The organism is Pseudomonas putida (assembly GCA_041071465.1).
In the GTDB taxonomy this organism is placed as follows: domain Bacteria; phylum Pseudomonadota; class Gammaproteobacteria; order Pseudomonadales; family Pseudomonadaceae; genus Aquipseudomonas; species Aquipseudomonas putida_P.
The window spans coordinates 3522848-3541276 of sequence record CP163498.1 but is presented as its reverse complement, the minus strand read 5'-3'; the positions used below and the strand labels follow the sequence as shown (position 1 = coordinate 3541276).

General features: G+C 62.1%; 16 protein-coding genes and 1 riboswitch. Of the genes, 5 read left to right on the top strand and 11 right to left on the bottom strand.

The features are described from left to right. Nucleotides 1-59: 59 nt before the first annotated feature. Nucleotides 60-282: riboswitch (cobalamin riboswitch) on the bottom strand. A gap of 235 nt (nucleotides 283-517) precedes the next feature. Beyond that, a complete protein-coding gene (locus AB5975_16360; GenBank protein XDR18257.1) occupies nucleotides 518-1882 on the top strand; it encodes a sorbosone dehydrogenase family protein in 1365 nt (454 codons plus the stop codon). A gap of 11 nt (nucleotides 1883-1893) precedes the next feature. Here the strand turns inward: AB5975_16360 and AB5975_16355 are convergent, their stop codons facing one another. From AB5975_16355 to AB5975_16330, 6 genes are all read right to left on the bottom strand, one after another. After that, complete coding sequence (locus tag AB5975_16355; protein XDR18256.1) at nucleotides 1894-4440, bottom strand: DUF6543 domain-containing protein; 2547 nt, start codon at nucleotides 4438-4440, stop codon at nucleotides 1894-1896. 175 nt (nucleotides 4441-4615) lie between these two features. Continuing rightward, a complete protein-coding gene (locus tag AB5975_16350; protein ID XDR18255.1) occupies nucleotides 4616-5149 on the bottom strand; it encodes a C40 family peptidase in 534 nt (177 codons plus the stop codon). A gap of 139 nt (nucleotides 5150-5288) precedes the next feature. Continuing rightward, on the bottom strand, nucleotides 5289-5933 hold the full coding sequence (locus AB5975_16345) for a C40 family peptidase (protein XDR18254.1): 645 nt from the start codon (nucleotides 5931-5933) through the stop codon (nucleotides 5289-5291). A gap of 127 nt (nucleotides 5934-6060) precedes the next feature. Next, nucleotides 6061-6768: a DnaA regulatory inactivator Hda gene (gene hda, locus AB5975_16340; protein ID XDR18253.1), complete on the bottom strand. Its 708-nt coding sequence runs from the start codon at nucleotides 6766-6768 to the stop codon at nucleotides 6061-6063. A gap of 181 nt (nucleotides 6769-6949) precedes the next feature. Beyond that, nucleotides 6950-8023: an AI-2E family transporter gene (locus AB5975_16335; GenBank protein ID XDR18252.1), complete on the bottom strand. Its 1074-nt coding sequence runs from the start codon at nucleotides 8021-8023 to the stop codon at nucleotides 6950-6952. A 12-nt stretch (nucleotides 8024-8035) separates the two neighbouring features. After that, entirely contained in the window at nucleotides 8036-9103 is a 1068-nt protein-coding gene (locus AB5975_16330; GenBank protein ID XDR18251.1) for a DUF2066 domain-containing protein, read from the bottom strand. A 255-nt stretch (nucleotides 9104-9358) separates the two neighbouring features. On the opposite strand from AB5975_16330, the gene purM reads away from it, so the two are divergent. The 4 genes from purM to AB5975_16310 all read left to right on the top strand — a co-directional run bounded on the left by purM (nucleotide 9359) and on the right by AB5975_16310 (nucleotide 12171). Then, nucleotides 9359-10417, top strand: coding sequence for a phosphoribosylformylglycinamidine cyclo-ligase (purM, locus tag AB5975_16325; GenBank protein ID XDR18250.1), 1059 nt, complete (start codon nucleotides 9359-9361; stop codon nucleotides 10415-10417). After that, entirely contained in the window at nucleotides 10417-11070 is a 654-nt protein-coding gene (purN, locus tag AB5975_16320; GenBank protein XDR18249.1) for a phosphoribosylglycinamide formyltransferase, read from the top strand. Before purM ends, purN begins: the two co-directional genes overlap by 1 nt. Before the next feature lie 8 nt (nucleotides 11071-11078). Next, a complete protein-coding gene (locus tag AB5975_16315; GenBank protein XDR18248.1) occupies nucleotides 11079-11789 on the top strand; it encodes a DUF3108 domain-containing protein in 711 nt (236 codons plus the stop codon). A gap of 199 nt (nucleotides 11790-11988) precedes the next feature. Then, nucleotides 11989-12171, top strand: a complete 183-nt coding sequence (locus AB5975_16310; protein XDR18247.1) for a hypothetical protein — start codon at nucleotides 11989-11991, stop codon at nucleotides 12169-12171. A gap of 46 nt (nucleotides 12172-12217) precedes the next feature. Here the strand turns inward: AB5975_16310 and AB5975_16305 are convergent, their stop codons facing one another. The 5 genes from AB5975_16305 to cysM all read right to left on the bottom strand — a co-directional run bounded on the left by AB5975_16305 (nucleotide 12218) and on the right by cysM (nucleotide 18275). Then, nucleotides 12218-12757 (bottom strand): DUF2058 domain-containing protein, encoded by a 540-nt coding sequence (locus AB5975_16305; GenBank protein ID XDR18246.1) that lies wholly within the window; start codon nucleotides 12755-12757, stop codon nucleotides 12218-12220. A 26-nt stretch (nucleotides 12758-12783) separates the two neighbouring features. Next, complete coding sequence (mazG, locus tag AB5975_16300; GenBank protein ID XDR18245.1) at nucleotides 12784-13617, bottom strand: nucleoside triphosphate pyrophosphohydrolase; 834 nt, start codon at nucleotides 13615-13617, stop codon at nucleotides 12784-12786. A 62-nt stretch (nucleotides 13618-13679) separates the two neighbouring features. Beyond that, on the bottom strand, nucleotides 13680-15920 hold the full coding sequence (gene relA, locus AB5975_16295) for a GTP diphosphokinase (GenBank protein XDR18244.1): 2241 nt from the start codon (nucleotides 15918-15920) through the stop codon (nucleotides 13680-13682). A 96-nt stretch (nucleotides 15921-16016) separates the two neighbouring features. After that, entirely contained in the window at nucleotides 16017-17375 is a 1359-nt protein-coding gene (rlmD, locus tag AB5975_16290) for a 23S rRNA (uracil(1939)-C(5))-methyltransferase RlmD (GenBank protein XDR18243.1), read from the bottom strand. Further along, nucleotides 17376-18275, bottom strand: a complete 900-nt coding sequence (gene cysM / locus AB5975_16285) for a cysteine synthase CysM (protein ID XDR18242.1) — start codon at nucleotides 18273-18275, stop codon at nucleotides 17376-17378. Nucleotides 18276-18429 lie beyond the last annotated feature (154 nt).

Below are 18429 nucleotides of genomic sequence, written 5' to 3'. Positions count from 1 at the left end.
CGGAGAACGCGCAGGGGCCATGGCAGGGCGCCACGGTGCACCGCGCATCACCCTCCGTGATGCCGTTGGCAGTAACAGGCCGGTCTCCGGGCTTGTGAGTGGGCGTTAGGCCCTGGCCTGCGCGCCTTCCCGGATGCTGGCATCCAGTGGCCTTGCGCGGCCTTCTGCTCACTTACCGTTGCGGGGGCAGCGCCGGATTCGCGCCATGCAGGCGCCCACCGGCTTCCCAGTTTCACCCTGCCCAGTCGAAGCTGGCAGGGCACCTGAAACACGCGCGAAGGTTAGAGGGTTGCACCGGGAGCGTCAATCGAAGCGGGTGTTGCAGCTATTTATGCTCTTGATCTTTATCTTGATCTTCGCGACTTCAGGAGGCTGAACGCTGAAGTCGCAATCTGCGTCGCCTGGACTATCGCGCGCTTTGAAGCAAAAGCCGAAGCAAGAGCAAGACCAAGGGACGGAACCCTGCGCGCCCTCGCGCCCTCTCAATCCCATAGGCCTGCTTCAGAGGACGCTGCCCATGAACCGCCTGTTGCCTTGGTTAGTCGCCGCCAGCCTGGCAGGCTGCGGCGAAACGGCCCTGTTGAACGTAAGCGAGGGCAGCGGGCCAACACCCGAGTTGCCTGCCCCCGTCACGACATTGATCCCCACCGTGAACATCGCCCCCGCAGTCGGCTGGCCAAAGGGCGGCAAGCCCACCGCAGCACCAGGCACTCAGGTCACCGCTTTCGCCAGCGGCCTCGACCACCCACGCTGGCTCTACTTGCTGCCCAACGGCGATGTGCTGGTAGCCGAAACCAACGCGCCCCCAAAGCCCGAAGATGGCAAGGGTATTCGCGGCTGGGCCATGGGCAAGGCGATGAAGCGCGCCGGTGCGACCGCCCCCAGCGCCAACCGCATCACCCTGCTGCGCGATGCAGACCATGATGGTGTGGCAGAAATCCGCACCCCGTTCATCGAGGGGCTCAACTCCCCCTTCGGCATGACGCTGGTAGGCAAGAATCTATATGTTGCCGACACCGACAGGCTGCTGCGCTTTCACTATGAACCAGGCGCCATGCAGATCACCGAAAAGGGTTACCTGGTTACCGAGTTGCCCGGCGGGCCGCTGAACCATCACTGGACCAAGAATGTAATCGCTAGCCCCAACGGCCAAAAGCTTTATGTGACGGTTGGCTCGAACAGCAATGTGGGTGAAAACGGCCTGGACAAAGAACAGTCGCGTGCCGCGATCTGGGAAGTGGACCCGGCAAGCGGCAATCATCGGCTGTTCGCCACCGGCCTGCGCAACCCCAACGGAATGGCCTGGGAGCCTCGCAGCGGCGCCTTGTGGACGGCGGTCAACGAACGGGACGAAATCGGCAGCGATCTGGTGCCGGACTACATCACATCCGTCAAAGAAGGTGGTTTCTATGGCTGGCCCTACAGCTACTACGGGCAACACGTAGACGAGCGAGTGCAGCCACAGGCCCCGCAGAAGGTAGCCCAGGCACTGACACCGGATTATGCCGTCGGCCCGCACACCGCATCGCTAGGGCTGGCATTCATAGAGCCTGGCGTACTGCCAGCACCCTTTGAACAAGGCGCACTGATAGGCCAGCATGGTTCGTGGAACCGCAAACCACACAGTGGCTACAAGGTGATATTCGTGCCATTCGACCACTCAGGCAAACCTGCAGCCCCCCCCATCGACCTGCTGACCGGGTTTCTGGATAGAGAGGACAATGCGATGGGGCGACCGGTGGGCGTGATCAATGATGGCCGCAGTGGTGTACTGGTGGCCGACGATGTCGGCAATGTAGTCTGGCGAGTAAGCATGACCGCCAGGGCCCGATTGAACCAGGGCACTGCTGCTCAAACCAGGCCAAACAGCAGTCCCGAATGACAAACCCGATATCAGGCTGGGAAAAAACGTTGCGCCAGCGCAGGCGTACGGAACTGCGCCCGATAAGCGGCCACATCGAACAGTAGCCCCGTACGCAAGTCATACACCGGGCCGGAAACAGGCTTGCCGGTTTGGGCCAACGTCACCTTGATAAAGCGATAATGCTCACCATACACCTGCTCCAGGCCCTCGATGCGCAAGTAGTTACCCGGTAGCATCAGTGATTCACCCTCCTGCCAGAAGATAGAAAACGCGCTGATCGGTGTTGCCCCCCTATATCGCCCAGCCACCAGCTCGAACACCACCGAACTGTCGTCGAACAGCCCAGGCAAACTGCCCGGCGCCCCGGCGAAGGGCAAGCAGGCGAACTCGGTAACCTTGTACGGGTTTTCGGTGAACGAAGTCAGGTCGGTATTGACCAGCACATCACCCACCCGCAAATGGCCGTTTCGATAGAACTCGCCACCGGTACCACGCGAGCGGTGCCCACCGCGATACAACGTGACCTCGTTGCTCTTGGGTAGCCGCCCCAGGCTATCGGCCAGATCATTGATATAACTGTCTTCATCGCCGTACTGGTACCGTCCGGTGCGCATGACATCGTTCACGGTGGACTCGTTGCTGGTGTACCACTCGACCAGCGAATTGAAGTACTCATGGCCGTAGCGGTAGGAATAGCGAGGCAAGCCATCAACCTTGACGCAATCCAGCCCACGCTCGTCCAGGTCTGGTGCCCGCCCATTAGGCAGCTCGGCGACAGGCCACTTCTCCAGCAATGCTTTCTGGCGCTGTAGAGACTGCTCGGCCAGCCGCGTGCTCGACGCGTCATCAATGGCTGTGTAGGTATCCCAGAACGGCGAGGGAACACTTGGCATGCCTTCCACCGCCGGAGGGCTGCCGCCCAGCAACCGAGGAGGCCCCAGCAGCTCCCACTCACCCGCCGCGTTCAAGCGCACGGGCCTAAGCGGGACGAAGGCATAGGGATTGTTTACGGGCACCACTAACCAGACGGCCAGTTCATGACTGTATCGCACCCGGTAAGTGAGACCATTCAATGTAATCCAGCACTTGCCATCGTCAGTCATGCGAACACCACGCAGGCGTCCACTCGCGCCCAACTCACCACTCACCAGCGCGTTGGTCTCCTCGCCCTCCACTAAGCGTGTGGCACTGCTATCGGCTTGCCAGACCTCTAGCTCGACACCAACTTCATGGGGTGGTGCCTGGCGCAAAACACTCCCCAGACTTGGCTGTGTCGTTACATCCAACAAGTTGAAACTTGCGAACACGCTGTCGAGCACTGCAGAACGCAGTGCACTCATGCGCGATTGCGCGTCTGTCGCGTTAAGGGCTTCATCAATATCCAGGGCGACCTTCGCCACACCCGCCCCGAGCAACATCAGGGATATCGGCCACCCCAAAGGAACGAAGCCGCCGAAGACGCCGATGAATGCTGACAGATAACCGCTGAGCATTGCCTTGCGCAAACTTGTGTTATCACGCATCAGTTGCGCATTACGGCGCATCTCGTCGAGCGCCTGCTCTATGATGCAGGTGAAGAAGTTGCCATTGAGCGGACGCTCGAACAGCTTGAGCGCGATCAACGCCGCCTCATCCGAACGGCTGTCAGCGATGCCTTTTAGGTGCACCTTGATCAACTGCTGCCTGGCGGCATCGTGCCGGTTGCCATGCCCTTGCGCGATAAAGCTGTCCAATGCCTGCGGCGTTTGCCATCGCGTCACAAGCCAGCGGACCATTTCCAGCTCGGAATCGAATGCCCTGAGCGCCTCAGCGTGCCAAGGCAAGTACGCCAATACCCTTCCACCCTGTGCGTGGAAGGTGAACAGGCAGCCCCTGTCTCCCTCGCCAAACACGTAGCGAACGACCGTGAGCGGAGGCTCGTCATTGTCCTGACGCAACTTCTGCAGGGTGGGCAGCTCTACGCCCGAAAGCGTCTCGCTTACCATGGCGCACAGATGTCGCCAGTCCGACTGCGAGATCCGCTGGCAAGTCAGCGCAAGCCTTCCTTCACCCAGCAGGTTGACTTTGGCCAGTACTCGAAAACTCTTCTCGTGAGCCGCCCAAAAACGCTCGACCTCTCCGCGGTAGAGTGATGCGAAATCCAGTGCCCACAAGTCCTGCTGCACCGCGCTACCCAGCATGCGGACTTCATTACGCTCGTCGTAAAAAGCCGCGTGAGGCCCCTGCCAATAGAAGCCGCCGCGCAGGTCCAGCTCATCTACAGCATCCTGAAAGTAGTCATCGAACCGCTCTACTACCAGCTCGGTAAGCACCAGCGACTTCTGTGGCGGCCCTCTGTGCTGCCACCCCGTGAAACTGCGGCTGCTGGAACTCTCGGTATTGAACTGGTGCCACCAGACGAACCGCGGATCCACACGCTTGCCAGTGTGTTTGAACACAATCTGCTCTGCGTGCCTGCTCGCTAGCAGGTAGGGATCAGGGTAAGCGTGCAGCACTTCATCGACCAGCCGGATCAAGGGGATCACGGCATCAGCCAATTCAAGGCTATGACGGGTTTGTTCTTCGATCTTGCTCATGACCCACTCCAGATGACACCCAAAGAAGGCATCATCGTCTTGCCATGGCATGAATCAGCGGTAGGTGTGCACTGCCACGAAGCGTGACGCGGTGGCCAGACCTGCAAGGCTGGACAAAACCTGCGCTGCAGGAACCGCGCTCAGCGGCTCCTGCAACGCCACACCCCAAGCGCTGTCAGGGGTTCTGTGCGAGGTGCCCTTGCGGGATCACACGCTTGGCCTGCAGGTAGGCTTTGGCCCAGTAGCTGTTGGACAGGTAGTCCAGGCGCACGGTACCGCCGGTGGAAGGGGCATGCACGAAGCGCCCTTCCCCAACATAAATGCCGGCATGGCTGACCTGCGAGCCACCACTGGTGGCGAAGAACACCAGATCACCGGACTGCAGCGACTTGGCGTCAACCGTCGGCGCGCGCATGACGATCATTTCTCGCGTGGAACGCGGCAGGCTGATGCCGGCAGCATCACGGTACACATATTTGATCAGGCCGCTGCAGTCGAAACCGGAATCCGGTGTATTGCCACCCCAACGATAAGGCGTACCCACCAGCCCAATGGCGCGAATCAACACGTCATCGGCAATCGGCGAAGGGTTGGGTTGGCTGTAGGTGACCTGCGGCTGTACCACAGGGGCCGGCGCAGGCGCACGGCTGGAGCAGGCAGCGAGTAATGCCGCCAGGGAGAGAAATGCGAAGCGCGCCATCTTTACCATGGCCAGAACATCCTGTCTGAGACCGCTGCGCCGCAGCCGAAAAGAGTTGAGAATTTAGATTAGACGCTTTCTGTAAATGCGCACGGCGGCGAGCTTTTTTCAAAGCATCGCCGCCGCGGCAGGGTACATCATTTTGCCATCAGTTGCGCGCGATGTTGGTCGGCGCCATGGCCAAGGCTCGCTTGGCTTCGATGAAGGTCTTGCTCCAGTAGCGGTCACCGAGGCTGTCGATGCGCACACCGCCGCTGCGGCGGCTGCTGGAGTGGATGAACTGGTTGTCACCCAAGTAGATGCCAGCATGGCTTACGCGACCGCGGCCATTGGTGCTGAAGAACAGCAGGTCACCTGGCTTGAGCTTGTTGCGGGCCACTTTCGGGGCATCGACGTTGATCATTTCACGCGTGGAGCGCGGCAGGGTCATGCCCGCCTCTTCGCGGAACAGGTAGCCGATGAAGCCACTGCAGTCGAAGCCGGACTTTTCCGAGGTACCACCGAAGCGGTAGCGGGTGCCGATCAGCGACATGCCGCGCTCGAGAATGCTGTCAGCCAGCACTGGCAGCTGGTAAGGCTTGCTGCTGGAGAACGACTCCAGGTCATCTTCAGTGGCCAGCTCCTCCGGCTCGCCGAATACCGACGAGGACGAGGCTTTGGCCTTGATTGCCGATTGTGCGGCGATCGGGGTGTGATCCTGAGGCTCTGAATGAGACGCTGGGCCTTGGGCCGCGCAGCCAAAAAGCAGGGTCACGAGTGCGAGTGGCACGAGGGGTGCGAAGCGCTTCAGCATGGGCACGACCGTGTCTGTAATCCTTTAGAAGGGTGAAACTATGCCCTCTATCATGGCCATTTGCAAATTTTATCGAAAAAGATGTGACTTTTTTGTTTTGCCGCTCTGGCCCAGCGTTTTCAAGGGGTTACCAGCCCAGGGTTTCTTTCAGGAATGGGATGGTGAGCTTGCGTTGCGCCTGCAGCGAAGCCTGGTCGAGGCGTTCGAGCAGGTCGAACAGCGCACTCATGCTGCGCGCACCGCGGGTGAGGATGAAGTGACCGACTTCGTCGGTGAGGTGCAGACCACGGCGCGAAGCACGCAGTTGCAGGGCCCGCAGCTTGTCTTCGTCGGACAGGCCACGCATCTGGAATACCAGGGCCAGGGTCAGCCGCGACTTCAGGTCCGGCAGCTTCACCGGCAGTTCACGCGGTGATGCCGAGGCAGCCAGCAGCAAGCGCCGGCCACTGTCGCGCAGGCGGTTGAACAGGTGGAACATGGCTTCTTCCCAGTCAGCCTTGCCGGCGATCACGTGCAGATCGTCGATGCACACCAGTTCGTATTGGGCCAGGTAGTCGAGCAAACCTACGCCACGATCGAGCAGTTGCGCCAGTGGCAGGTAGACAGCGGGTTCGCCCCGTTGCTGGAAGCGATGAGTGGCGGCCTGCAACAGGTGGGAACGGCCAACACCCTGCTTGCCCCACAGGTAGATAAGGCTCTCGGTCCAGCCGGCGTCGGCTTCGCATAGCCGCTCGACGTAACCCAATGCCGCAGCATTGGCGCCCGGATAGTAGTTGATGAAGGTGGCGTCATCGCGCAGGCGCACACCCAGGGGCAACTGGATCGGTGGTTTCATGCTCGCGGGCGGTCTACAGGACCGCAGGGGGCCTTTGGTGAACAATGTGCAAAGTCTATACCTGCAACGCGGGGCGCACAATCTCGGCTGCAGATAGCGCAAGCAAAATCAACAAGTTGCACTACTTTCAACCGTTGCAGAGGCTGCCATGTACCGGGCGGGCAGCACGGCAGCCCCACCGTTACAAGTCAGGATCGATATCTCCCGCGTACATGTCCGACTCCTTGTACAGGTCATGCATATGCCGCAGCAACACCATGATCACCGCCGCCACCGGCAAGGCCAGCAGCACCCCGGTAAAGCCGAACAGCTCACCACCGGCCAGGATGGCGAAGATAACGGCTACCGGGTGCAGGCCAATGCGGTCCCCCACCAGTAGCGGGGTCAGCACCATGCCCTCCAGCGCCTGCCCGACCATGAACACCGCAACGATGCCCAGCATCGGGTACAGGTCGCCGCCGAACTGGAACAGGCCAGCCACCAGCGCGGCACCAATGCCAATGATGAAGCCCATGTACGGCACGATGGCAGCAAGGCCGGCGAGCATGCCGATCAGTAGGCCCAGTTCGAGCCCCACCAGCATAAGCCCGGCCGAATAGATGATGCCCAGGGCCAGCATTACCATCAGTTGCCCGCGCACGAATGCCCCCAGCACTTCATGACACTCGCCCGCCAGGCCCATCACTTGCGGCTCACGCTGGCGCGGCAGCAGGCCGCGCAGCTTGCCCATCATCAGGTCCCAATCGCGCAGCAGATAGAAGCCCACTACCGGGATCAGCACCATATTGGCCAGCCAGGCCATCAACGCCAGGCTCGAAGCGGTCGCGTGGGACAACAACATGCCAACGATATCGGTGGTCTGGCCCATGTGCGCACCGATGGCGGCCTTGATCTTGTCGAACTTCCAGAAGCCATCGGCCAGGCCCAGACGGCTCTGCGCCCAAGGCAGCGCCACCTGTTCGAGCCAGTCGAGCATCTGCGGCGCCAACTCGTACAGACGCACCAACTGCTTGGCAAGCATCGGCACCAGCACCAGCAGCAAGGCCAGCAGCACCAGGGTGAACAGGCCGAACACCACCACCACGCCCCAAGTGCGCGACAGGCCCAGGCGTTCGAGGCGATCGACCAGAGGGTCGGCCAGGTAGGCCAGCAGAATGCCGACCAGGAACGGGGTAAGAATATTGTGCAGGCTATAAAGCAGCACAGCGATAAGCAGGGCGGCACCCAGCCAGATCCAGCGACGCATGTCGGTCACGGTGTGCTCCCCTTACCAGCGAAAACGCAGGCCGTCGAACGGCTTGGGCGCAGGCTGCGCGGGCGCGGGCTGCCCGGCGACGGCATCGGCGGCTGGCGCTGGCGTAGCAGGCACTACCGGCGCCTGCTCTGCCGGCATTTCCTGCAGCTTGGCCAGGCCAAGCTGGGCGCGCAGCTGCTCACGATTGCCAGTCACCCCGTAGGTCAGGGTAGTGCCTTCGGCCATTTGCAAACGAGGGCCATACGGCTCCAGTACACGGGCCAGCTCGGCGTAGCGATGCAGGTTCATGCCCTGCACTTGCACTTGCATTTGGCTGCTGGCGCCCGGCCGGGTGACGTAGCGCGGCGCCAGGCGGCTGCTTACCGCCAGCATCACCGCATCGGCAAGAGCTGCCTGGTCCGCGCCCTCGGCACTCCCCTGCTCACGCTGGTCGCCCAGCCACAGCCGCCACTTAGCCTGCCACTTGCCGTCGGCCTCCTGGGCATGTACCGCCAGCAATGCATCGGCGCCATAGCGTTCTGAGGCTTCGCGCAGCGGCGCCGGATCGCTGCCTTCGATCTGCTTGGCATTGGCGACCAGTTGCTCCTGCAGGTCGCCCAGCGGCAAGCGCAACGGCAGGCCACGGTGCTGGGCGGCGCGACGCAGGGGCTGGGCAGTCGCCTGGCCATCACCGACCAGGTTGCTGCCTTCGACGCTGTCGTTCAGCCACCACCCCAGGATCGAGGGCCGGTTACTGCCCCACAGGGCCAGGCCAGCCTTGCGCAAAGCACGCTCGGTGCTGCCGGGGTCGAACTCGACCACCACCGACTCGGGCGGGCCGGCTTCGCTGCCCACTTGATTGATGATTTGCTGTGGGTCCTTACGCAGCTCGGCCAATGCCGGGCTTTGTACGGCCTTTGGATCGCCGGTCAGGCGTAGCGCCAGCGTGTCGAGGGCGTTGACGGTGGCTGCTGTACGGGCTTCGGCACCCTGCCCGGTCACCGGCTCGCGTACCTGATAAAGGCCTGAGACATTTTCAGCCACGGCTGTGGCCGAGATCAGCGCCAGGCAACCGGCTGCCAGAATATTGAACAAACGCATGGAGGATTCCTGTCCAGTCGAGCATGAAGCTCGCTACTTGCAGCTTATACACATGCAACCGCATCAACCACCCTCGGCCCTTTTTCAACAATTTACCGCCCTGCCCGTCGGCCTGAGGATGGCCGCTGCCCGGCAACCCTGATAAAATCGCGCGCCTTCACAGACCACTGACGTTTCAGGCAGCCGCCGCTTACCCGCCGGCCTTGGCCGTCATGGTCGTTTTTAAGAATCCCTCCCTCCTAAAGGCCTGGATCAATGAGCAAGCAACCCTCCCTGAGCTACAAGGACGCCGGTGTAGACATCGACGCCGGCGAAGCACTGGTCGAACGCATCAAGGGCGTGGCAAAACGCACCGCACGCCCTGAAGTCATGGGTGGCCTGGGTGGCTTCGGCGCCCTTTGCGAGATCCCGGCTGGCTACAAGCAGCCGGTGCTGGTCTCCGGCACCGACGGCGTCGGCACCAAGCTGCGCCTGGCATTGAACCTGAACAAGCACGACAGCATTGGCCAGGACCTGGTCGCCATGTGCGTCAACGACCTGGTGGTATGCGGCGCCGAGCCGCTGTTCTTCCTGGACTACTACGCCACTGGCAAGCTGAACGTTGACGTGGCTGCCACCGTGGTCACCGGCATTGGCGCCGGTTGCGAACTGGCCGGCTGCTCGCTGGTCGGTGGTGAAACCGCCGAAATGCCTGGCATGTACGAAGGCGAAGACTACGACCTGGCCGGTTTCTGCGTCGGCGTGGTGGAAAAGGCCGAAATCATCGATGGCTCCAAGGTTGCCACTGGCGACGCACTGATCGCTCTGCCGTCCTCGGGCCCGCACTCCAACGGCTACTCGCTGATCCGCAAGATCCTCGAAGTGTCGGCTACCGACATCGAAAACACCCAGCTGGACGGCAAGCCGCTGACCGACCTGCTGATGGCGCCGACCCGCATCTACGTCAAGCCGCTGCTGCAACTGATCAAGAACACTGGCGCAGTCAAGGCCATGGCCCACATCACCGGTGGCGGCCTGTTGGACAACATCCCGCGCGTGCTGCCGAAAAACGCCCAGGCCGTGGTTGACGTGGCCAGCTGGCAGCGCCCTGCGGTATTCGACTTCCTGCAGGAAAAAGGCAACGTCGACGAGCACGAAATGCACCGTGTGCTGAACTGCGGCGTGGGCATGGTCATCTGCGTCGCCCAGGACCAGGTCGAAGCGGCCCTGAACGAACTGCGCGCCGCCGGTGAACAGCCATGGGTGATCGGCCACATCGCCGAAGCCGCCGAAGGCGCCGCCCAGGTCGAGCTGCAGAACCTCAAGGCACACTGATGCCGAGCAAGACCTGCAATGTAGTGGTACTGCTGTCGGGCTCCGGCAGCAACCTGCAAGCCCTGATCGACAGCTGCCAAGGCCAGGACAGCCCGGTGCGCATCCGTGCGGTGGTTTCCAACCGCGCCGATGCCTACGGCCTGCAACGCGCCACGGCAGCGGGCATCGAAGGTGCCGTGCTTGACCACACCCAGTTCGACGGCCGTGAAGCTTTCGATGCCGCCTTGATGGCGCGCATCGACGGCTTTGCGCCGGACCTGGTGGTGCTGGCCGGCTTCATGCGCATCCTCAGCGGCGGCTTCGTGCGCCACTATCAGGGCCGCCTGCTCAACATCCACCCGTCGTTGCTGCCCAAGTACAAGGGCCTGCATACCCACCGCCGGGCGCTGGAAGCAGGCGACGCCGAGCATGGCTGCAGCGTACACTTCGTGACTGAGGAACTCGATGGCGGCCCACTGGTCGTACAGGCTGTGGTACCGGTGGCGTCTGACGACACCGTCGAAAGCCTGGCCCAACGGGTACACCGTCAGGAACACCTGATCTACCCGCTGGCGGTGCGCTGGTTCGCTGAAGGGCGCTTGCGTCTTGGCGAACAGGGCGCATTACTGGACGGCCAGCCACTGGCGGCCAGCGGTCACTTGATTCGATCCTAGGAGAATTTATGCGTCGCGCCCTGCTCTTGGCTCTCGCCGTGCTCGCCCTGCCCCTCCAGGCAGCTGATCTGAAGCCCTTCTCGGCCAGCTACACCGCCGACTGGAAGCAGCTGCCCATGAGCGGTACCGCCGAGCGCAGCCTGGTCAAAAATGCCAACGGTACCTGGGACCTTAATTTCAAGGCCTCCATGATGATCGCCAGCCTGACCGAGCAAAGCACCCTGCGCCTGGAAAACGACACCCTACTGCCGCAGAAGTATCACTTCGAGCGCGGCGGCCTGGGCAAGGCCAAGAAGGTCGACCTGAACTTCGACTGGAGCGCCAAGAAGGTCACCGGCAGCGACCGTGGCGATGCCGTGAGCCTGCCGCTGAACCGCGGCGTGCTGGACAAGTCGTCCTACCAGCTGGCCCTGCAGCATGACGTGGCCGCCGGCAAGAAGAGCATGACTTACCAGGTGGTTGACGGTGACGAGATCGACACCTACGACTTCCGCGTGCTGGGCACCGAAAAGGTCACAACCAAGACCGGCCAGGTCGATGCGGTCAAGGTCGAGCGTGTGCGTGATCCAAGCCAGAGCAAGCGCATCACCGAGCTGTGGTTCGCCAAGAACTGGGACTACCTGCTGGTGCAACTGCGCCAGGTAGAAACCGATGGCAAGGAATATGTGATCGTGCTGCAAGATGGCACGGTGGATGGCAAGTCGGTGAAGGGTAACTGAGCCAGCGCCGCCTGCTGTACCCGAAGCCCCGCCCAGTGCGGGGCTTTTTCATGCCCGGCCGAAAGCAACCCTTGTGGGAGCGCTCTGGCTTTCATGAAACTTGTTTCATGCCCGTTTTATTTACTTAGCCTGCTAACAAACTCTATAAAGAGGGTGTGCGACACACTGTCGCAGCCATCTGAAGAAGTGGAGTTTACCGATGACTGTCCAAGTAACCGAACGCGACGAATCGAAAATGTCCCACGAAGGCCTGGCCGCTGGCGTGCGGATCTGGGATGTGCACCAACAAGGCCAGCTGGTGGGCATGTTCCATAATGAGCATGAAGCACACCAATACCGTGTAGAGCTGGAAGACCTGGAAAACCAGCGCACCACGCAATGACCCAGTCTTCAAATGGAAAACCCCGCCAAGGCGGGGTTTTTCGTTTTTACCACATCAGATCATCAGGGATCTTGTAGGCCGCGTACGGGTCATCTTCGTCCGCTTCCTCGACATGGGTATTGAGCAACAGGATACGGCTTGGGTCGCGCTCCTGGATTTTCACCGCCGCCTCACGAGGAATGATCTCGTAACCGCCGGCATGGGCGACCACGGCAAGCGCGCCGTTGCTCAGCTTGGTTCGCATCAAGGCGTTGACCGCAATACGCTTGACCTTCTTGTCGTCGACGAAGTTGTAGTAGTCCTCAGTGTTCAGCTTGGGCAGGCGGGTGGCTTCGATCAGTTGCTTGACCTGCGCGGCACGGGCCTTCTGCTCGGCCTTTTCCTGCTGCTGGCGATTCAGCTCCTGGTCGCGCTTGACCTTTTCGGCCATGGCTTCCTTGGCTATGCGCTGCTGGCTGTCGTCGACTTCGACCTGGCCTTTGTGCTCCATGCGCTTCTGTTTCTTTTCAGCTTTGTTGGTCTGCGAGACCTGTTTCTGGTTGACCAGACCGGCTTTGAGCAATTGGTCGCGAAGGGAAAGGCTCATGAATGTTCACTCACTTATGCAACAGCTCAGCCGCAGCTGGGCAGGTTCTTTTCCTGACGTTTGGCCTCACCCCAAAGGGCGTCCAGCTCGTCAAGGTTACAATCTTCAATGGGGCGGCCACTGTCGCGCAATGCCTGTTCGATAAAACGGAAGCGTCGCTCGAACTTGCGATTGGCGCGGCGCAGGGCGTTTTCCGGGTCGTGCTTGAGGTGGCGAGCCAGGTTGACCGCGGCGAACAGCAAGTCACCCACTTCATCTTCCAGGGCATCGGCATCGCCATCAGCCATGGCCTGCAGCACCTCATCCAGCTCTTCACGGACTTTGTCCAGCACCGGCAATGCCGCCGGCCAATCGAAACCGACCGTGGCCGCGCGTTTTTGCAGTTTGGCTGCCCGCGACAGCGCCGGCAAGGCTGCCGGCACGTCGTCGAGCAGCGACAGCTGTTCGGGCTGGGCTTTTTCCGCGCGCTCTTCGGCCTTGATTTCTTCCCAACGCGACTTGACCTGGGCCTCGCTCAAGCTGGGGGTATCCACCGGCGCGTACAGCTCGCCGGTGGGGAATACATGCGGGTGGCGGCGGATGAGCTTGCGGGTGATGCTGTCGACCACGCCCGCGAACTCAAAACGCCCCTCCTCCCGGGCCAGCTGGCTGTAATAGACCACCTGGAACAGCAAGTCGCCCAGCTCACCTTGCAGGTGCTCGAAATCGCCCCGCTCGATGGTGTCAGCGACCTCGTAGGCTTCTTCGATGGTGTGCGGGACAATACTCGCGTAGTTCTGCTTCAGGTCCCATGGGCAGCCGTACTGCGGGTCGCGCAGACGGGCCATGAGGTGCAGCAGGTCTTCGAGGGTGTAGGTCATGTAAACAGGTCCTTCGGCGGTGGCTTCTTCGCGGGCGAACCCGCGAAGCAGGCGACGCAGTCTCAAGGGGTACGATTACGCCGCGTCTCGATGATGTTCGGCAGCTGCGAGATCCGCCCCAGCAGGCGACCCAGCGCGTCCAGGCCTGGAATCTCGATGGTCAGCGACATCAGCGCGGTGTTGTCTTCCTTGTTCGAGCGGGTGTTCACCGCCAATACGTTGATCTTTTCGTTCAACAGCACCTGCGACACGTCGCGCAGCAGGCCCGGGCGGTCGTAGGCACGGATGACGATGTCGACCGGGTAGGTCTGCACCGGGATCGGCCCCCAGCTCACTTGGATCATGCGCTCCGGCTCCTTGCCTGCCAGTTGCAGCACCGAGGCGCAGTCCTGGCGGTGAATGCTCACGCCACGGCCCTGGGTGATGTAGCCGACGATGGCATCGCCCGGCAGCGGCTGGCAGCAACCAGCCATCTGCGTCAGCAGGTTGCCGACACCCTGGATCTGGATGTCGCCACGCTTGCCGGTACGAGGCCCGGTTGGCTTGCGCGGCACCAGCTCGATCTGCTCGATGCGCTCGGGCTCCAGCAACTGCTGGGCGGCATTGACCAGGTGCGCCAGGCGCAGGTCGCCAGCACCGAGCGAGGCGAACATGTCCTCGGCGGTCTTGACGTTGGTCTTCTCGGCCAGGCGTTCGAAGTCCACTTGCGGCAGGCCCAGGCGGCTGAGCTCGCGCTCGAGCAAGGTCTTGCCGGCAGCGACGTTCTGGTCGCGCGCCTGCAGCTTGAACCAGTGGACGATCTTGGCCCGCGCTCGCGAGGTGGTGACGTAGCCCAGGTTGGAGTTCAACCAGTCACGGCTGGGGTTGCCATGCTTGCTGGTGATGATCTCCACCTGCTCGCCGGTTTGCAGGCTGTAGTTCAGCGGCACGATACGGCCGTTGATCTTCGCGCCCCGGCAGTTGTGGCCGATCTCGGTATGCACGCGGTAGGCGAAGTCCAGTGGCGTGGCGCCCTTGGGCAGGTCGATGGCGTGGCCGTCAGGGGTGAACACATAGACCCGGTCGGGCTCGATGTCGACCCGCAACTGCTCGGCCAGGCCACCGATGTCGCCCAGCTCTTCATGCCATTCCAGCACCTGACGCAGCCAGGAGATCTTCTCTTCATAGTGGTTGGAGCTGGGCTTGACGTCGGTGCCCTTGTAGCGCCAGTGGGCGCACACCCCAAGCTCGGCTTCTTCGTGCATGCCGTGGGTACGGATCTGCACCTCCAGCACCTTGCCCTCGGGGCCGATTACCGCTGTGTGCAGCGAGCGGTAGCCGTTCTCCTTGGGGTTGGCGATGTAGTCGTCGAACTCCTTGGGAATGTGCCGCCACAAGGTATGCACGATACCCAACGCGGTGTAGCAGTCGCGAATTTCCGGCACCAGCACACGCACTGCACGCACGTCGTAGATCTGGCTGAATTCCAGGCCTTTGCGCTGCATCTTGCGCCAGATCGAATAGATATGTTTCGCCCGGCCGCTGATGTCGGCGTTCACACCGGTGGCCAGCAGCTCGTTCTGCAGTTGGTTCATCACGTCGCTGATGAAGCGCTCGCGGTCCAACCGGCGCTCGTGCAACAGCTTGGCGATCTGTTTGTACTGGTCGGGTTCGAGGTAGCGGAAGGACAGGTCTTCCAGCTCCCACTTGATGTGGCCGATACCCAGGCGGTGCGCAAGCGGTGCATAGATGTCGAACACCTCACGCGCGACGCGCAGGCGTTTTTCGTCGTCGGCGGCCTTGACCGCACGGATTGCGCAGGTGCGTTCGGCCAGCTTGATCAATGCCACCCGCACGTCGTCGACCATGGCCACGAGCATCTTGCGCAGGTTCTCGACCTGCGCCTGCGAGCCCAGTACCAGCGACTGGCGTGGGCTGAGGCTGGCACTGATAGCGGCCATGCGCAGCACGCCGTCGATCAGCTTGGACACGACCGGGCCAAAACGCTGGCTGACTTCGGCCAGGGTAACTTTGCCCTCGCGCACCGAGCGGTAGATGACCGCTGCCACCAGGGAATCCTGGTCGAGCTTGAGATCGGCGAGAATTTCGGCGATTTCCAGGCCCGCCTGGAAGCTCGACGTACCGTCCGCCCAGGAATGCTTGGCCGGGTTGCCCTTTTTCTCTACTTCATGAGCAAACTCGCAGGCTTCTTTCAGCGCTGCGCGATCCAGTGCCGAATCGACGCTTACCACATGGTCCAACCATGCTTCGAGATTGATACTGCCGTCAGTGTTGACCGGCTGGTGCACTCTCACCTGTACCATCTTTGTTATACCTTTCCATACAGCGCACCACGCGGGTGCGCTGGCGATCACCGTGCGGCCGCCATTCCATGGCAACCGCACCAAGGGGCCAGTCAGCTAGCCCGCTTCGAATAACGCCATGGCCTCGACATGCGCCGTCTGAGGAAACATGTCGAGAATCCCGGCCCTTTTTAACCGGTACCCCTGACCGACCAGCACCTGGGCGTCTCGCGCCAGCGTGGCCGGGTTGCACGATACATAGACCAGCCTGCTGGCCTTGAGGCGGGCGATGCCTTGCACCACCTCGAAAGCACCGTCGCGCGGTGGATCCAAGAGTACCGCAGAAAAGCCCTCGGCGGCCCATCCGGTGCCTGCCAAAGGCTGCGATAAATCGGCCTGAAAAAACCGTGCGTTATGCACATTGTTGTTCCGGGCATTGGCTGCTGCCCGATCGACCATGGCCTGCACACCTTCTACTGCCACCACCTCGCGCGCCTGGCGGGCCAGCGGCAGGGCGAAGTTGCCCAGGCCACAGAACAGGTCCAGCACGCGCTCGTCGGCCTGTGGTGCGAGCCAGGCCAAGGCCTGCTCGATCATGGCCGTGTTGACCTGGGCATTCACTTGCACGAAGTCGCCAGGGCGCCAGGCCAGTTCCAGCTGCCAGGGCGCCAGGGCAAAGCCCAGTTGCGCGGCCGGGTCCACGGGTGCCGGCTCACCTTCGCCTTGCAACCACAGCTGGGCATTGGCCTGCTCGCAGAACGCCTGCAGCCTGGCCAGGTCCTCGGCCGGTAGCGGCGCCACGTGGCGCACCAGCACCGCCTCGGCAGTGCCGCTGAATAGCTCCACATGGCCTAGCGCCTGCGGTTTGTTCAACGAGCGCAGCACCGTCGGCAAGTGCCGCAGAATCGACTGCAAGGGCTGTACCAGCACAGCGCAATCATCGATGGCAATGATGTCCTGGCTGGCTTCGGCACGGAAGCCTACCTCCAGTTGACGCGCCTTGATGTCCCAGCGTACGGCCACGCGAGCCCGGCGCCGGTAGCCGAATTCCGGCCCGCTCAAGGGGGCGGCCCATTCCTCGGGCTGCACGCCGGCTACCCGCTGCAGTTGCTCAGCCAGGGTGCGCTGCTTGAGCGCCAGCTGCGCTTGGTGCGGCAGATGCTGCAGGTTGCAGCCACCACAGCGGTCGTAGTAGCGGCACGGCGCCTCACGGCGCTCGGGGCTTGCCTGCAGCAAACGCTCGAGGCGGGCCTCGACCACTTTGCCACGGGCATTGAGCACGCGCGCCTCCACGGCCTCGCCGGCCAGGGCACCACTGACGAACCAAGTGCGCCCTTCGTGGAACGCGATGCCACGGCCGTCACCGGCCAGGCGCTCGATGTCCAGGCGTTGTTTCTTGCCTACGGGAATCTGGGCGCTGCGGTTGCCGCCGGTCGGCTGGAAGCGCAGGCCACTGTTGGTTTTTTTCTTGGACATTTAGCTCGGGTCAAACAGGCCGGTGGACAGGTAACGGTCGCCACGGTCGCAGATGATCGCGACCATCACGGCATTTTCCACTTCGCGGGACAGGCGCAGCATGGCAGCGACCGCACCACCGGAGGACACACCGCAGAAAATGCCCTCTTCACGGGCAAGGCGACGGGTGGTGTCTTCGGCTTCCTGCTGCGACATGTCGACCACACGGTCGACGCGGGTGGCGTCGAAGATCTTTGGCAGGTATTCCTCGGGCCAGCGGCGGATACCTGGAATGGCCGAGCCTTCCATCGGTTGCAGGCCGATGATCTGCACCGCCGGGTTTTGCTCCTTGAGGTACTGCGAGCAGCCCATGATGGTGCCGGTGGTGCCCATGGAGCTGACGAAATGGGTAATGCTGCCCTGGGTCTGCTGCCAGATCTCGGGCCCGGTGCTGTTGTAGTGGGCAATTGGGTTGTCGCCGTTGGCGAACTGATCGAGCACCAGGCCACGACCTTCGGCCTGCAGCTTCTCGGCCAGGTCGCGGGCGCCTTCCATGCCCTCCTCCTTGGTCACCAGGATCAGCTCGGCGCCATAGGCGGTCATGGCGGCCTTGCGCTCGGCAGTGGAGTTGTCGGGCATGATCAGGATCATCTTGTAGCCCTTGATCGCCGCCGCCATCGCCAGGGCGATGCCGGTGTTACCGGATGTGGCTTCGATCAGGGTGTCGCCAGGCTTGATCTGCCCACGCAGTTCGGCGCGGGTGATCATCGACAGCGCCGGGCGGTCCTTCACCGAGCCGGCAGGATTGTTACCTTCGAGCTTGAGCAGGAGGGTGTTGCTGGTTTCACCAGCAATGCGCTGCAGGCGAACCAGGGGCGTATTGCCGACGCAATCGGCGATGGTTGGGTACTGCAAGGTCATGGCGTATTTCACAATCCGGACGGCAGGGGCGCCTATCATACCGGCAAACCCTCCGTGGCCATATCACGCAATCTGTGGTGCATATAGCTACAAGCTATAAGCTATAAGCTGCGACCTGTGCCAGCCTTTTCGCGGGTAAACCCGCGCCCACAGG

What these genes read in the sequence shown, in the direction of transcription:
- AB5975_16360 (XDR18257.1), top strand. Translation starts at nt 518, where the DNA reads ATGAACCGCCTGTTGCCTTGGTTAGTCGCCGCCAGCCTGGCAGGCTGC.
- AB5975_16355 (XDR18256.1), bottom strand. Translation starts at nt 4,440, where the DNA reads ATGAGCAAGATCGAAGAACAAACCCGTCATAGCCTTGAATTGGCTGAT.
- AB5975_16350 (XDR18255.1), bottom strand. Translation starts at nt 5,149, where the DNA reads ATGGTAAAGATGGCGCGCTTCGCATTTCTCTCCCTGGCGGCATTACTC.
- AB5975_16345 (XDR18254.1), bottom strand. Translation starts at nt 5,933, where the DNA reads ATGCTGAAGCGCTTCGCACCCCTCGTGCCACTCGCACTCGTGACCCTG.
- hda (XDR18253.1), bottom strand. Translation starts at nt 6,768, where the DNA reads ATGAAACCACCGATCCAGTTGCCCCTGGGTGTGCGCCTGCGCGATGAC.
- AB5975_16330 (XDR18251.1), bottom strand. Translation starts at nt 9,103, where the DNA reads ATGCGTTTGTTCAATATTCTGGCAGCCGGTTGCCTGGCGCTGATCTCG.
- purM (XDR18250.1), top strand. Translation starts at nt 9,359, where the DNA reads ATGAGCAAGCAACCCTCCCTGAGCTACAAGGACGCCGGTGTAGACATC.
- purN (XDR18249.1), top strand. Translation starts at nt 10,417, where the DNA reads ATGCCGAGCAAGACCTGCAATGTAGTGGTACTGCTGTCGGGCTCCGGC.
- AB5975_16315 (XDR18248.1), top strand. Translation starts at nt 11,079, where the DNA reads ATGCGTCGCGCCCTGCTCTTGGCTCTCGCCGTGCTCGCCCTGCCCCTC.
- AB5975_16310 (XDR18247.1), top strand. Translation starts at nt 11,989, where the DNA reads ATGACTGTCCAAGTAACCGAACGCGACGAATCGAAAATGTCCCACGAA.
- AB5975_16305 (XDR18246.1), bottom strand. Translation starts at nt 12,757, where the DNA reads ATGAGCCTTTCCCTTCGCGACCAATTGCTCAAAGCCGGTCTGGTCAAC.
- mazG (XDR18245.1), bottom strand. Translation starts at nt 13,617, where the DNA reads ATGACCTACACCCTCGAAGACCTGCTGCACCTCATGGCCCGTCTGCGC.
- relA (XDR18244.1), bottom strand. Translation starts at nt 15,920, where the DNA reads ATGGTACAGGTGAGAGTGCACCAGCCGGTCAACACTGACGGCAGTATC.
- rlmD (XDR18243.1), bottom strand. Translation starts at nt 17,375, where the DNA reads ATGTCCAAGAAAAAAACCAACAGTGGCCTGCGCTTCCAGCCGACCGGC.
- cysM (XDR18242.1), bottom strand. Translation starts at nt 18,275, where the DNA reads ATGACCTTGCAGTACCCAACCATCGCCGATTGCGTCGGCAATACGCCC.